Source organism: Burkholderia arboris (assembly GCF_902499125.1).
In the GTDB taxonomy this organism is placed as follows: Bacteria; Pseudomonadota; Gammaproteobacteria; order Burkholderiales; family Burkholderiaceae; genus Burkholderia; species Burkholderia arboris.
The window spans coordinates 69598-83134 of the sequence record NZ_CABVPX010000008.1; the positions used below are offsets into that span (position 1 = coordinate 69598).

General features: G+C 69.2%; 16 protein-coding genes. 11 read left to right on the plus strand and 5 right to left on the minus strand.

Going from position 1 to position 13537, the window contains the following annotated elements; genetic code table 11:
• Positions 1–5 precede the first annotated feature (5 nt).
• Positions 6–893, plus strand: coding sequence for a metal-dependent hydrolase (locus BLA15945_RS12060; RefSeq protein WP_059239525.1), 888 nt, complete (start codon positions 6–8; stop codon positions 891–893).
• Entirely contained in the window at positions 890–1789 is a 900-nt protein-coding gene (locus BLA15945_RS12065) for a hypothetical protein (protein ID WP_174992451.1), read from the plus strand. Before BLA15945_RS12060 ends, BLA15945_RS12065 begins: the two co-directional genes overlap by 4 nt.
• Here the strand turns inward: BLA15945_RS12065 and BLA15945_RS12070 are convergent.
• Both BLA15945_RS12070 and BLA15945_RS12075 read right to left on the minus strand, forming a co-directional pair.
• Positions 1777–2892 carry a hypothetical protein gene (locus tag BLA15945_RS12070; protein WP_174992452.1) on the minus strand — a complete coding sequence of 372 codons (1116 nt, stop codon included), beginning with the start codon at positions 2890–2892 and terminating at the stop codon, positions 1777–1779. The two genes, BLA15945_RS12065 and BLA15945_RS12070, sit on opposite strands and share 13 nt — an antisense overlap.
• Positions 2893–2901: 9 nt before the next feature.
• Positions 2902–3612, minus strand: a complete 711-nt coding sequence (locus tag BLA15945_RS12075; protein WP_059239519.1) for a hypothetical protein — start codon at positions 3610–3612, stop codon at positions 2902–2904.
• A gap of 61 nt (positions 3613–3673) precedes the next feature.
• Here BLA15945_RS12075 and BLA15945_RS12080 point away from each other — a divergent pair, with 61 nt between their 5' ends.
• Positions 3674–5134, plus strand: a complete 1461-nt coding sequence (locus BLA15945_RS12080; RefSeq protein WP_174992453.1) for a fatty acid desaturase family protein — start codon at positions 3674–3676, stop codon at positions 5132–5134.
• 45 nt (positions 5135–5179) lie between these two features.
• Here the strand turns inward: BLA15945_RS12080 and BLA15945_RS12085 are convergent, their stop codons facing one another.
• Positions 5180–5911: a ribonuclease T2 gene (locus BLA15945_RS12085; protein ID WP_174992454.1), complete on the minus strand. Its 732-nt coding sequence runs from the start codon at positions 5909–5911 to the stop codon at positions 5180–5182.
• A gap of 229 nt (positions 5912–6140) precedes the next feature.
• On the opposite strand from BLA15945_RS12085, the gene BLA15945_RS12090 reads away from it, so the two are divergent.
• On the plus strand, positions 6141–6530 hold the full coding sequence (locus tag BLA15945_RS12090; protein WP_174992455.1) for an OsmC family protein: 390 nt from the start codon (positions 6141–6143) through the stop codon (positions 6528–6530).
• A gap of 72 nt (positions 6531–6602) precedes the next feature.
• On the opposite strand, the gene BLA15945_RS12095 is transcribed toward BLA15945_RS12090, so the two are convergent.
• Both BLA15945_RS12095 and BLA15945_RS12100 read right to left on the minus strand, forming a co-directional pair.
• Positions 6603–7181, minus strand: a complete 579-nt coding sequence (locus BLA15945_RS12095; RefSeq protein ID WP_059239512.1) for a hypothetical protein — start codon at positions 7179–7181, stop codon at positions 6603–6605.
• 93 nt (positions 7182–7274) lie between these two features.
• Positions 7275–8678: an HdeD family acid-resistance protein gene (locus BLA15945_RS12100; protein WP_059239510.1), complete on the minus strand. Its 1404-nt coding sequence runs from the start codon at positions 8676–8678 to the stop codon at positions 7275–7277.
• 168 nt (positions 8679–8846) lie between these two features.
• Between BLA15945_RS12100 and BLA15945_RS12105 the strand changes: the two genes are divergently transcribed.
• The 7 genes from BLA15945_RS12105 (at position 8847) to BLA15945_RS12135 (ending at position 13535) form a co-directional block, all read left to right on the plus strand.
• Complete coding sequence (locus BLA15945_RS12105) at positions 8847–8990, plus strand: hypothetical protein (protein ID WP_174992456.1); 144 nt, start codon at positions 8847–8849, stop codon at positions 8988–8990.
• A gap of 34 nt (positions 8991–9024) precedes the next feature.
• Positions 9025–9666 (plus strand): hypothetical protein, encoded by a 642-nt coding sequence (locus tag BLA15945_RS12110; protein ID WP_059239508.1) that lies wholly within the window; start codon positions 9025–9027, stop codon positions 9664–9666.
• Between the two features lie 52 nt (positions 9667–9718).
• Complete coding sequence (locus tag BLA15945_RS12115; protein ID WP_174992457.1) at positions 9719–10285, plus strand: helix-turn-helix domain-containing protein; 567 nt, start codon at positions 9719–9721, stop codon at positions 10283–10285.
• A gap of 94 nt (positions 10286–10379) precedes the next feature.
• Positions 10380–10589: a hypothetical protein gene (locus tag BLA15945_RS12120; protein WP_174992458.1), complete on the plus strand. Its 210-nt coding sequence runs from the start codon at positions 10380–10382 to the stop codon at positions 10587–10589.
• Between the two features lie 122 nt (positions 10590–10711).
• Positions 10712–11293: an HD domain-containing protein gene (locus tag BLA15945_RS12125; RefSeq protein ID WP_059239502.1), complete on the plus strand. Its 582-nt coding sequence runs from the start codon at positions 10712–10714 to the stop codon at positions 11291–11293.
• A gap of 55 nt (positions 11294–11348) precedes the next feature.
• Positions 11349–12077, plus strand: coding sequence for a class I SAM-dependent methyltransferase (locus BLA15945_RS12130; RefSeq protein WP_174992459.1), 729 nt, complete (start codon positions 11349–11351; stop codon positions 12075–12077).
• Positions 12078–12341: 264 nt separating this feature from the next.
• Positions 12342–13535: an efflux RND transporter periplasmic adaptor subunit gene (locus tag BLA15945_RS12135; RefSeq protein ID WP_174992460.1), complete on the plus strand. Its 1194-nt coding sequence runs from the start codon at positions 12342–12344 to the stop codon at positions 13533–13535.
• The last annotated feature ends 2 nt before the right edge of the window (positions 13536–13537 follow it).

Consider the following 13537-nt stretch of genomic DNA (forward strand, 5'->3'; position numbering starts at 1 on the left):
CTAGCATGCGGCCATTTCGCCGCCCGCCCGCCGCCAGCACCGCGTCGCGCATGCCGCCGCGCGACGTGCGCTTCACGATCGACGAGCGCATTCCGCGCTTCTGGTATCGCGGCACCTGCCATGTGACGCGTTTCTTCGACGCGTTTTCCGTGATGTTTCCGCTCGGCGAGCGCTTCTTCGTCGAAAGCGTGCGGCCGTTTCGCGACCGCGTCGGCGGCGATGCATCGCTCGCGACCGATGTCGATGCGTTCGTGCGGCAGGAAGCGTCGCATATCCGCGTACACCGGCTCTACAACGCGCGTCTCGCGTCGCAGCATGTGCCGGTCGACGCGCTCGAAGCGCTGCTCGAAAAACGCCAGCGCAACGCGGCACGACAGGTGTCGCCGGTCATCCGGCTTGCGCTGACGGCCTGCCTCGAACACTACACGACGATCCTGTCGCACCGCCTGCTGAGCGACCCGGCGATCCTCGACGGCGCCGAGCCGACGATGGCGGCCGTGTGGCGCTGGCACGCGATCGAGGAAACCGAACACAAGACCGTCGCGTTCGACGTGCTCGCGGCCGCCATGCCGGGCGCGGTGCGGCGCTATGCCGTGCGCTGCGCGGCGATGCTCGGGATCTCCGTCTACTTCGTGATCGACCTGATCTATTTCGTGCACCGCCTCGTCGCGGTCGACGGGCAGACACGGAACGTGCGCGGCTGGCTGCAACTGCTGCGCTGGCTGTTCGTCGCGCCGGGGATCTTCACGCACGTGATACCGATGTGGCTGTGCTGGTTTTCGCCGCGTTTCCATCCCGATCGCCTCGACAGCGACGCGGCGCTGCGCGCGGCGCGCGCCGCGCTCGAACCGTATCTGGCGACGGCCGAACGCAAGCCGGAGCCGCACGCATGACGCGCGCACCGTGGACACCGGACGGGTTCGATGACTGGCGCCGCCGCTATCCGGCGACACCGTTCGCACGGGTCGCGGCGAACCTCGACCGGACCGGTGCGTTCATCGACAGCTGGACAGCGCGCACGGCCCGCCTGCCGCTGACGACAACGGTCGTGCTCATCGCGGGGCTCTACTCCGAATGGCTGCCGGGCTGCAATCGCGGCGCGCGGCAAACGCTCGGCGCGGCCGGCTATCGCGTACTGACGGTGCCCGTGCGCTCCGCGCGCGGCGTGTTCGACCAGGGCGCACATATCGGCCGACACCTGCGTGCGCACGTGCCGGCCGGCAGCGAATTCGTCGTGCTCGCACACAGCAAGGGCGGCATCGATACGCTCGCGGCGCTCGTCGGCGACCCGGTGCTGTCAGCGCGTTGCGCGGGCATCGCGCTCGTGCAGCCACCGGTCGGCCCGTCCGCGATCGTCGACACGATCTTCCGTCACGGCATGCCGCCGCACGTGGCCGCGCCGTGGCCCGACCGCATTGCCCGCCGCATGCTGCGCACGCGCTGGACGGACGCCGGCACGCGCGACATCAGCAGCCGGCGCGATCCCGGTGTCGGCGCGATGCTCGCAGCGCTGCCGCGCGACCTGCATCTCGTGCATGGGGTGAGCTGGTCGGTCGAAGCGTCCACGCGCTTCGATTCGCATCATGCGCGGTTGAACGGTCTTCGCCCGGGCTGCGCGCACGACGGGCAGTTTTATCTCGATCACCAGGTGTTGCCCGGCGTCCCGCAAATCTGCCTGCCGCGTCTCGATCACGGCCAGCCCGTGCTCGGCGGGCTCGGCTTCGACGCCGGCCGCTTCTGGCTCGCGCTCGCCGACCTGCTGCACGTCACGCGCGGTCAGACCAGGTAAATCTCGAACCCCGGCACGCGGCCGGCCAGCAGGCCGTCGATCGGCTCGGACGGCTCGCCGGTCGGCAGCGTATAGAGATCCATCGGCGTTCGCGCCGCGTAATACCGCGCGAGCGCGGGCCAGAGCGGATCGCCGTCGTACAGGCACAGCTGCATCAGCGCATAGCGGTTGCGCGTGCGCAGCCATGCGGCGTCGAGCAGCGCCGCAAACACGGCAGGATCGCGATCGCGCACCTGCAGGTGCGTCAGGTAGACGTCGCGCAGCGGCTCGCCGGGCGCCGCGATACGCGGGCGGCGCAACGCGGGCGCGAGCGTGTTGAATGCGACGCGGATCGCCTGCAGCGGCAGCGGCAATCGTTCGAGCACGATCCGCTTGATGTCGCCGGCGTCCCACGGCGCGACGCAACCTCGCAGGTTGCCGTGCGCGTCGAGCGCCAGCAGGAATGCATCGAGGCCGAACGCCGGCCACGTATCGAGCCGGCGCGCGAACTCCCCCGCGGAAAACACGCCGCCGAACGGCTGGCGGCGCGACTCGGCATCGAGAAACGCGCGCAGTGCGTCCGCGTGATGCGGCTGCGCTCCGACGATCCGGATGCCGGGCACACTGCGCGGTGCCGACGACAGCCCGCGCTGCGCGTAGATCGACACGTTCTCGTAGCCATGCCAGTGCGAGAAGCGCAGCCGGTTCGCGCGCCGCGACCGCGCCAGCGACTGCACCGCGAGCCGGTTGTCGCGGATCATGCAGCAGTAGGCGTACTGCACGCCTGCGTCGGCGCGCAGCGCCGCGAAGCGTTCGCGCACCGAGTCGGTCCATTCGCGCGACAGACGCCGGTCGGGCATCAGGCGCAGGTCGCCGAGATAGGCGACCGGCTGCACGCGTTCGCCGAGATAGCCGTCGCGCACGACGAGGCTCGCCAGCCCCTTCAGCGAAGCGGGCTTGCCCTCTGCGAGCCACACCTCGTGATGCGGCGCGTGGCAGCGATGCAGGGCGAAGTAGTCGGGCGCGCGGTCGAAGCGCAGCGGCAGGCTGCCCTGCATCGCATGGCGGGCCTGGAATTCGAGGATGTGCGCGTTGTCGGCCGGTTGCGCGAGACGGATCCGCATGGGCGCGGCTCACGTGCCGTCGAACAACCGGCGCGCGAGCGGCCGCAGGTTCGACGCCGACAGTTCGCACAGGCACACGAGTTCGTCGCCGCGTGCATAGCCGGGATTGCGTGCGAGGAAGTAGTCGACGTCGGCCAGCCGCCGGTGCGCGGCCGGCACCTCGGCGAGCGTGGGCGCGAGCCGGCCCATCGGCGTGTCGAACGACAGGATGCCGGTGGCCGGATCGTATGCGTGCCCGTAACGGCTGGCGGCCAGGTAATCCATCAGGTCCTGCGTCGCCGGTGAAGTCAGGTTGCCGGCACGCGGCGCGTAGTCGCGCGCGAACGCGCGCAGGTAGCGATAGGTGCGATGCCCCTTGCAGATCAGGAACCAGTACAGCGGCACGGCCGGCGCCTGCCGCCATACGTCGCCCGCATGGCGGATCCACGCAAACGCGAGATGCTGCGTGCCCCAGTGCGCAGGATCGATGATGGTGTCACCGGAAAAGATCACGCGGATCGGCGCGTCGCGCCAGTGCGCGTCGTACTGCTTGAGCGTCGAGAAGCCCTGGATCGCGCCGCCGGCGTCGCGCAGCACGATGCAGTGCGTCTTGTCGCCGAGGTCGTGGTCGAACCGTGCGCGCCCCGTATCGCAATACGACGCCGCATACAACGAGAACATCCGCTCGATGTCGCCGGGGCCCAGGGCCGCACGTTCGACGGCGGTGGCGCGCAACTCCATCGGGTACTCCTGCAAGGCTGAACAGCTTGCTATGATAGCCCGTTACCCGCCCGCTCAAGCCATGTCCCAGGTCCTTTCCCGCCAGGATGCGAACGACACGCCGATCGCCCGGCCATGGCTGCTGCTCGTCGCCTATCTCGTCGTGACGGGTGCACTCTACTGCTTCGTCACGCACGTGCCACTCGGCCCCGTCACCGCGATTCCGGCGAGCGCGCTCGATCGCGCGATTCCGGTGCTGCCCGGCACCGTGCCGCTTTACCTCAGCTACCTGTGCGCGATGCCCGCGCTCGTCTGGCTCGGGCGCGGCCGCGCCTGGCTGCTGCCGGCGTTCTTCGCCGGCGCGCTCGCGGCCGGCCTTTGCCTGGCCGCTCATCTGCTGCATCCGACCGCGGTGGCGTGGCCGCCTGCCGGGCGCGGCTGGATCGCATGGCTGCAGCGGATCGACCCGCCGCTCGCCGCATCACCGAGCGGGCACGTCGCGCTGCCGATCGCCATCGCGATCGTGCTGCTGGCGCTGCGGCAGCGGCCGGCCGTGCTGTTCGTCGCGTGGAGCGCGCTGCTGATGGCGACGGTGCTGACCACCGGCCAGCATCGTGCCGCAGATGCCGCATGGGGCGGCGTGACGGGCATCGTTGCCAGCATGGTCACGCTCGCGCTGCTGCGTGCACGGGTCGACCTGCGCACGATCGCAGCCGCACTGTTCGAATGGGCGTGCATCATCGTGGCGATCCGCGTCGCCGTTGCGCTCGGCGCGTGGTACCTGCATGCGCTCGCCGTGGTCGTCGTCGCGACGCGCCAGCATGCGCTGTTCATCCTGTATCACGATGCGGCCCACTATCACGTCACGCGCCGGCGCGGCCTCAACGACTTCCTGATCAACGTGGCGATCGGCGTGCCGGGTCTCGTGCCCGTCGAGTTCTATCGGCCACTGCACCTCGCGCATCATCGCCATCTCGGCACCGCGCAGGATCCCGAGCGCCAGTTCCTCTATCACGACCAGCCGTGGCGGTTCCGTCCGCTCGATGCGTGGCCGCTCGCGCGGCAATGCCTCGGTGACCTGTTCGTGCTGAACATGGTGCGCAACATGGCGGCATTCCGGCGCGCGGGCGGGCAGAACACGCGACTCGGCCGGCCGTTCCAGGCGGCTGTGGCGGTATGGATGACGATCGTCGCGCTGCTCGTGTGGACCGGTTCCGCGCACACGCTCGTGCGGGTCGCGGCGCTCTGGTTCGTGCCGCTGCTCACGCTGTCGGTGCTGCTACAGAAGATCCGCAGCATGGCCGAGCACAGTGGCGGGCCGGATGCGACGCCGGGCTGGGCCGACTGGACGTATTCGTGGCGAACCGGCTGGATCGGCCGCGTGTTCGTGTGGCCGTATCACATCAATCTGCATCTGCAGCATCATCGCAATCCGGCGGTGCCGTGGCATGCGTTGCCCGGCACGGTCGAGCGTGACGAGCACCAGCTCGGCGGGCCGGAACTGGCCGGGCTGCTGTGGTCAGGCGTCCCGCCGAAGTCATGACGGGCGACGACGTGCGCGATGTCGCACACGTCGCGCCCTGCCCCGTTACTTCGCGATATACACGCCCGACGTCGGGCACGTGCCCTGCGTGTTGCCGTCCGTCACGAGCGACGCCGCGCTCGGGAACTGCGCAGCCGCATTCGTCTTCACCGCGATCCAGGCTTCGGTGAAGTAGCTCACGCCATTCGTCTTCGTGCACTTCAGCGACACCGCGCTGCGCGTGTTGCTGCCGAACGCGCCTTCGAACGCCGACAGCAACTGGTTACGCGTGACCGTCTTGCCCGCGTTCGCCTGCAGGAATGTGTTGAACGACGTGTTGCCGAGCCGGCTGATCATGCCCGACGCCTGGTTCCAGTACGCATCGGGCGTCGCCGAGTTCGAGCAGGTGCCGTGCTTGAACCACTCGTGCTTGTCGAGGCACGACGCAACGCCCGGCATGTATGTCGACAGCGTGTTGCGCGTCGCGCTGCTGATCGGGTACGCGTCCATGCTGCACCACTGGTGCGCGTTGTCGAGGTCGATGTCGTTCTGCGGCACGCCGCAATAGAACGGCTGGTTGCCGTCATAGCGGTTCGGCCACAGGCCATGCAGCGACAGGCTCGTCGCCGCATACGAGCCGGCGAGGTTCGTGCATTCCGGCGTATCGTGCGACGCGCAGAAGCCGGGCTCCCACGATGCGGCGAGCAACAGGTAGTCGTAGCTGGTCTGCGCGGTGGCGTGCAGTGAAGCGGAAGCGACAGCGAGTGCGGCAGCGGCGCGGGCGAGCGTCTTGAGCATGGCGTGTTTCCTCGGAAAAGGCTTGCGGTCGCGGGATGCGCCGCAAGGTTGTCGAATGTCTGCCCGCGATTGTTGCTGTCGCAACGTGGCACGAATGTGAAGGTGGACGAAAGAATTCGCGCGCGCCGCCGAAGCGGTTACAAGCGGTACCGGTACCAACCGTTGCCTTCCCCCGCACGCGACGCCGGCGTACCGTGCCGGCATCCTCATCCTGCAACGGAGCATCCCCATGGTGACGGCCGCACGGCTGGGCAAGCCCTATTGCGTCGAGATCGGCAACGGGCGCAGCGTCGTGCGCGCGGACACGCACAAGGCAGGCAAAGGCGGCGACGCAGGCATGCGGCCGCACGAACTGCTCGAAAGCGCGCTCGCGGCCTGCGTCTGCATGTCGATCGACCTCGCCGCAGAGCGCGCGGGCGTGACGCTGCCCGCCTGTACGGCGGAGGTGGCCATCGACCGCCTCGAGCACGAAACCGGTTTCGATATCGCGCTGCGCTTCGCGGCGCCGCTGTCGCACACGCAGCAAGCACTCGTGCGCAACGCCGTACGGGCGTCTCCGGTCGCCCGCACGCTGGGCCGGCCGGTACGGATCAGGCCGGCGACGATCGTGCACCGCTGACCCGTTCGTCGCGGGCGCCGCGCTGCCGGCGCACCGACGGTCGATCGGCCTGCGCTTGCGGCACGCGCGCGCTCACGACCCGCTGCCGAGCTGCGTGCACGCGCGCGCAGACGCTTCGGGGCCTTCGAGCGCGAGAATCTGCCACACGCCGATACTGACGCGCTGGCGCGCCACCGTCGACGCATCGGCCAGCAACGCCTCGACGCGCGGCGCGGCATCGGGCGCCTTCTGTTGCAGCGCCGCGTGATGCCGCGCGCGCGACGCCGGCTCGGATTCGTACACGTCGCACAGACGCACCATGCCGGCGAGGCCGGCCAGGTCGTCGTCCTTGTCGATCGCGCCCGGCTCGACGGGGGCGAGCCCCTTGCGCTCCGCCGGCGGCAGCTTGTTGCGCGCGCCTTCGTCGATCGCCGTGGCGGAGGCCGGCGGCAGGCCGCCGATCGCCGCGACGATCCGGCTGCCCGCGGCGATCATGTCGCCCTGGCACTCGATCTTCTCGGCGGCCGCGACGTTCGAGCAGAACGATACCGACGTCCGGTACACGTCGTTGCTCATGCGCGGCACTTCGTCGGTGCCCGCCTGCGCAAGGCCGGCGCTGGCCAGCGCGAGCGCAGCGGGAATCAGGAAACGGAAATCTCTCGTCTTGTTCATTGTTGTCGTCTGTGGGGTGTGATGGCGGGCAAACTCGACGGGCCGCGCGGCGGCGCGCCCTGCGATGCCGGGCCCTCGTCCGGCATCGCGCGATCACTTCATCGACGCAGCCTCCGATCCGCCGGGCGACAGCGCCGCGTTGTCCTGCTCGCGCCATGCGCGGCGCGATGCCATGATCGCGCTCACCGCCGCGCGCGCGACCTTCCACCATGCGAACGGGCGCGGATCGGCGAGCATGCTGAGCGCGCGCGCATAGTCGAGCGTGAGCCCGGGCGTCCACGCCATCGTCACCGCGCGCTTGCGGATCTGCGCGGCCACCCACAGCTCGGGCGTGAGCAGCAGCCGCACGAACGCGCCCCACCCGGCCCGCGCGCCCTTCAGCCGCCACACCGCGCCGTCGAGCGCGGCTTCGAGCGCCTGCGACACGGTGCTCGAGCAGTTGCGGTGCGTGAGGTTGTAGGTCACGTTCTGCCGGTACGACAACCAGAACGCGTCGAGCTTGGCCGGATCGTAGTTGCGGATACGCACGCGCACCGTCGACGGGCACCACGCCTTCGACTCGGTCGCATAGTCGGGCTGGAACAGGCCCGGCACGTCGTTCTCGCGCGTCGCACGCAGGATGCGCGTGAATTCGTCCGGAGAACGATCGATTTCGACACCCGGATACAGGCTGATGTAGATGCCCTCCGGCGATTCCAGCGCCGCATGCCCGGTCGAGATCACGCCGTTGACGTCCACCGCCGCGATATAGCGGTCGATCACCGGATAGCGCTGCGCTTCGGCCTTCGACGTGCCGGTCGGCGTCCACACATGCACGGTGAGCGCATGCTCGCCATCGGCCGGCGGGCCGTCCCATTCGGATTGCGCGAACCGCGGCCGGTCGCGCGCCTCGTCGAGGTCGGGTACGAACGCCGGCGCGGGCGACGTCGCGAACGCGGGATTGCGCGTCAGCCGCCGCACGCGCGCGGCAAGGCTCAGCATGTGCATCCCGCCGAACATCAGCAACAGGCCGAGGCAGTACGGTACGGTGCCGACATAGTGGGTCGGGTACGGCTGGAAGAAGAAGATCGCGAGCAGGATCTCGACGACGCCCCAGGCGAACGCCACGTTCCAGCGGCGGTAGCGCACCATCCACGCGGACGTGCACTGCAGCAGCCCGTCGACGAGGAACAGCGTGCCGAAGATCATCGACAGCAGGAAGTGGCCGTGGTGATGGCCGGCAAACACGAGCCCCGCGGCGACCACGACGACGATGCCCTTCACGTAGCGCAGGATGCGCTGCCCGCCGACACCGCTGCCGGCCACCGCGAGCGTCGCGAGCCCCTCGATCAGGAACAGCCACGCGAACAGCTCGATCGGGAAATGCAGCGCGCCGTCGAGCGCGTCGACGAAGATGCCGACGCCCGCGGCCACCCACAGCCAGCCCAGCACGGTCAGCCCGCGCCAGCGGGTTCGCAGATATTCGATGCCCAGCAGCAGCAACACCAGTCGTACCATCGCGCCCTCGTGTCATTTTTCGGGATACGCGCGGCCTCGCGTTCCCTGTCATTTCGACCACGCGTCGTGCGACGCGCCGGCCGGAAGGCGGTAATCGTTGCCGGCGCGTCATGCCTTCGGCATGATCGATGGCGGCCGGCACGCACCGCTCTGGCCGAATAATAAGATATGGCGGAGTGGGTTGAAAGCCTGACGAAAACGTTTTCGGCGGGGCGCGAGCCGGTCCTGCCGGCCGCTGCCCTGGCAGATTTCCCGTTCGACAACATGCGGCTGATACGCGAGAATCCGGCTTCCGAGGGCGAAAGCCACTGAACTGAACCGAACCGCACAGACGGGACAACAAGAAATGAGCACATCGATCACGCGCCGGCGCCTGCTGGCCGCAGGCATGGCCGCCAGCAGCCTCGCGCTGTCGGGTTGTTTTACGCCGGCGCTCTACGAAAACCACGACGAAACCTACATCGAGCACGTTTCCGCCTTCCTGATCACGAAAGACGGCAAAAAACTGGTGGTGCTGGGCGAGCGCTATCACTACATCTTCGATCTGCCGGAGAAGCTGCGCCCGGTGCTGGCGGCGAGCTACCGCAAATCGCTGCATACGTCGTTCAGCAGCTTCCATGCCGACGGCAGCGACGTGACCGGCAACTACGACACCGTTCTGTCGAAGGACGCGTCGGCCGACGAGCGCCTGGCGGCAGCCGCCGATGGCTTCAGCGCCCGGCGCAACCAGCTCGAACTCGACGGCAACATCGTCGGCAAGCGCTACTCCACCGAGGGCTTCACGCTGAAGCCGGACGGCGCCGCGCAGGCGTTCAACGAACGCTATACGGTCGGCATCGACGAATCGCCGTCGGCCTTTGCGAAGGGACTCCGGATCCTGGCCACGCCTGTCACCGTGGCGGCCGACGGCGTGCTCGTGCTGGGCGGCATCCTGCTGCTGCCGGTCGCGATTTTTTCACTCAGGGACCGGCCGCTCGCCGGGTTCTAGCGCGACCGCCCCGGCAACGCGCCCGGCCGACGCCTGAAAGAGGAGCATCGACATGCGTGACCCTTCGCCACATCCGTCCTCGCTCGGCCCGCAGCTCAGGCGCTGGCGCGCGCTGCGCCGCATCAAGCAAAGCCACGCGGCCGAACTGTTCGGCGTCGCGCAATCGACGATCTCGCGCTGGGAGGCCGGCCTCCAGCAGATGTCGCCCGACGAGCGCGCGACGGCCGAGCAGTTGCTCGCCGCGCGCCTCGATTCCGCGGGCGACCACGCGCTCGCGCGGCTCGTCGCGGGCAGCGCGGGCCGCATGCATCTCGTGTGCGATCTCACGCACCGCCTGCTCGCCAGCTCGCCGGCGCGTGCGGCCGAATTCTCGCAACCGCTGTCGACACTGCTCGGCGCGTCGCTGTGGCGCTACGCGACGCCGGAAATCGCCCGCATGGAAGCCGCGCTCGACCCGCTCGGCTGGCACGACCGCGCGGGGCCGCCGAGCGTCGAATTCGACACCGGCGCGAATGCGTCGCGCGTCGTGCCGATTCGCGGCAGCCGGTGCCGGTGGACACGGATGACGCTGTCGGACGGCTCGGCCGCGCGCCTCGTGGAAACGCTGCACGATGCGTAAGCGCGGCATTGCAACGCGCTGCGCGCGTCGGCGCAGTCGCACGCAACGCACAGGAATTCATCTTGACTGACGGCGCGGCCCGGAGGATTGCCCTATGTCGATGTTCGCCGTACGCGCGCTCGTGATCGTCGCGTTCATGCTCTATACGGGCATCGCGATACTGGGCGCGCTTCGCTCCGGCGTCGCCAACGCCGGCGGCCAGCGCGTGGCGCGCCGCAGCCATCCCTACGCATTCGGCTTCGTCGTCCTGATCCAGACCGGCTTCTTCGCGCTGTTCTGCTGGGCCGGCTTTTCGCTGATCTAGGCGCATCCGTCGGCGGGGCCGGCCCGTCACGCCCGATCCCGCCTCCGCCACGCATATTTCATGCGTGGACCAACCGCGCGCGGCCGGCGTACGCTTGACGGCTCATCGCAAGGACGCCGACCATGAATCCCGATACGATCCGCGCGCGGCTCGATTTCCTGCGCGAAGCCGAACGCCTGAAGGACGTGCTGCGCAGCGGCTACACGTCGGCCGGCCGCCCGGAAAGCACGGCCGAGCACAGCTGGCGGCTGTGCCTGATGGCGCTCGTGTTCGCCGATGCGCTGCCCGGCATCGACACGCTGAAACTGCTGAAGCTGTGCGTCGTCCACGATCTCGGCGAGGCGCTGCACGGCGACATCCCCGCGATCGAGCAGGCCGCGCACCCCGACAAGAGCGCGCACGAACGCGACGACCTGCTGACGCTGACCGCCTCGCTCGACCGCACGCTGCGCGACGAAATCGTCACGCTGTGGGACGAATACGAGGCCGCCGCGTCGCCGGAGGCGCGCGCGGCGAAGGCGCTCGACAAGCTCGAAACGATCCTGCAGCACAACCAGGGCAGCAACCCGCCCGATTTCGACTACGCATTCAATCTCGGCTATGGGCGGCGCTATACCGACGCCGCGCCGCTGTTCAGCGCGATCCGCGAGATCGTCGATGCCGATACACGGCGCAGGATCGACGCGGGCGGGCAGCACGCGTAAGCTCGCGGGATCGGGCGCGCCGCACCGCGTGCCCCGCTCGCACGAGGCCCGACGCATGACGCAGAACATTTACGACGACCCGGCCTTCTTCGAAGGCTACAGCCGCCTGAGCCGCTCGGTTCACGGGCTCGACGGCGCGCCCGAATGGCCCGCGCTGCGGGCGCTGCTGCCGGATCTGCGAGGCCGCCACGTGCTCGACCTCGGCTGCGGCTACGGCTGGTTCAGCCGCTGGGCGGCCGATCAGGGGGCAGCCAGCGTGCTCGGCGTCGACGTGTCCGAACGCATGCTCGCACGCGCGGCATCGACCGCCGCGCATCCGGCGATCACGTACCGCCGCGCCGACCTCGAAACGCTCGCGCTGCCGGATGCCGCGTTCGATCTCGCATACAGCTCGCTCGCGTTCCACTACATCGCGCATCTCGACACGCTGCTGCGGTCGATCCACCGCGCGCTCGCGCCGGGCGGGCGGCTCGTGTTCTCGATCGAGCATCCGGTCTATACGGCGCCACGCCGGCCCGGCTTCGTCGTCGATGCGCAGGGCAACCGTTCGTGGCCACTCGACGGCTACCAGCGCGAAGGCGAACGCGTGACCGACTGGCTCGCGCCGGGTGTCGTCAAGCAGCACCGCACGCTCGGCACGCTCGTGAACCTGCTGATCGGCAGCGGCTTCACGCTCACGCACCTGGACGAATGGGGGCCGACGCCCGAGCAGGTCGACGCGATGCCCGCGCTCGACGAGGAGCGCGACCGGCCGATGCTCGCGATCGTCGCCGCGCAGCGGTAGCGCGGGCGGCCGCCCATTCACGGATCGCCACAATCGCGCCGCCCGCCCGCCGCTGCGGCACGGCTCTCGCACAATTCAGCACAATTTCCACACGATTTGGCGCGAATTCCTCGCTTACCATGAGCGTCTGATTCGATTCGGCACGCCCGCGCGATGCGTACGCGGATTCCGTCGCGGGCAACACGCCCGGCATGCGACACCAACCGGATCGCCCTGCTCGGCCGCACGCATCGCCGGCGCCCGCTTCATCCTCGCTGCGCTCTCATGACCCAGAAGACCCATCGCCGCCGGCGCATCGTGCTGGCTACCCTTGCCGTCGTCGCGATCGCGGCCGGCGTCACGCTGAAGGCCTGCGCGCCCGACAAGCATCCGCAGTACCTGTCCGCGCCCGTCACGCGCGGCGATCTCGAGAACGCGGTACTCGCGACCGGCGCGCTGCAGGCATTCAGGCAGGTCGACGTCGGTGCGCAGGTGTCGGGGCAATTGAAGACGCTGAAGGTCAAGCTCGGCGACAAGGTCACGAAGGGCCAGTGGCTCGCCGAGATCGACCCCGTGATTTCGGAAAACACGCTGCGCCAGGCGCGCGCGAGCGAAGAAAGCCTGCGTGCACAACATCAGTCGACCGCCGCGCAACTGACGCAGGCCGAACTCGCGTTCCGGCGCCAGCAGGCGATGCTGCCCGACGATGCGACGTCGCGCGAATCGTTCGAGGCCGCGCGCGCGACGCTCGACGTGCAGCGCGCGACACTCGCGTCGCTCGCCGCGCAGATCCGTTCGGCCCGCATCCAGATCGAGACCGCGCAGGCCAACCTCGGCTATACGCGCATCGTCGCGCCGATCGACGGCGAGGTCGTCGCGATCGTCACGCAGGAAGGCCAGACCGTGATCGCGCAGCAGCAGGCGCCGGTGATCCTGAAGCTCGCGAATCTCGACACGATGACCGTGAAGGCACAGGTGTCGGAAGCCGACGTGATCCGCGTGAGCGCCGGCCAGACCGCGTATTTCACGATCCTCGGCGAGCCGGACAAGCGTCACTACGGCAAGCTGCGCGCGATCGAGCCGGCGCCGCAGAACTACGCCGACGCGCAAAGCGCGCTCGGCGGCGGCGCGGGCGGCAGCGCGAAACCGAACGCCGCGGTGTTCTACAACGCGCTGTTCGACGTGCCGAATCCCGAGCACCGGCTGCGCATCTCGATGACCGCGCAAGTCAGCATCGTGCTCGGCAACGCACGCAACGCGCTCAGCATTCCGGCCGCGGCGCTCGGCGAGAAACGCAAGGACGGCACCTATGCGGTGCGCGTGCTGCGCGCCGACGGCAGCACGGAAACGCGCAACATCCGCATCGGCATCAACAACAACGTGCGCGTCGAAGTGCTGGCCGGCCTGAAGGACGGCGAGCGCGTCGTGATCGGCGAAGCCTCGGCGGACGAGCACGCGCCGCTATCGGACGTGGTGTGACG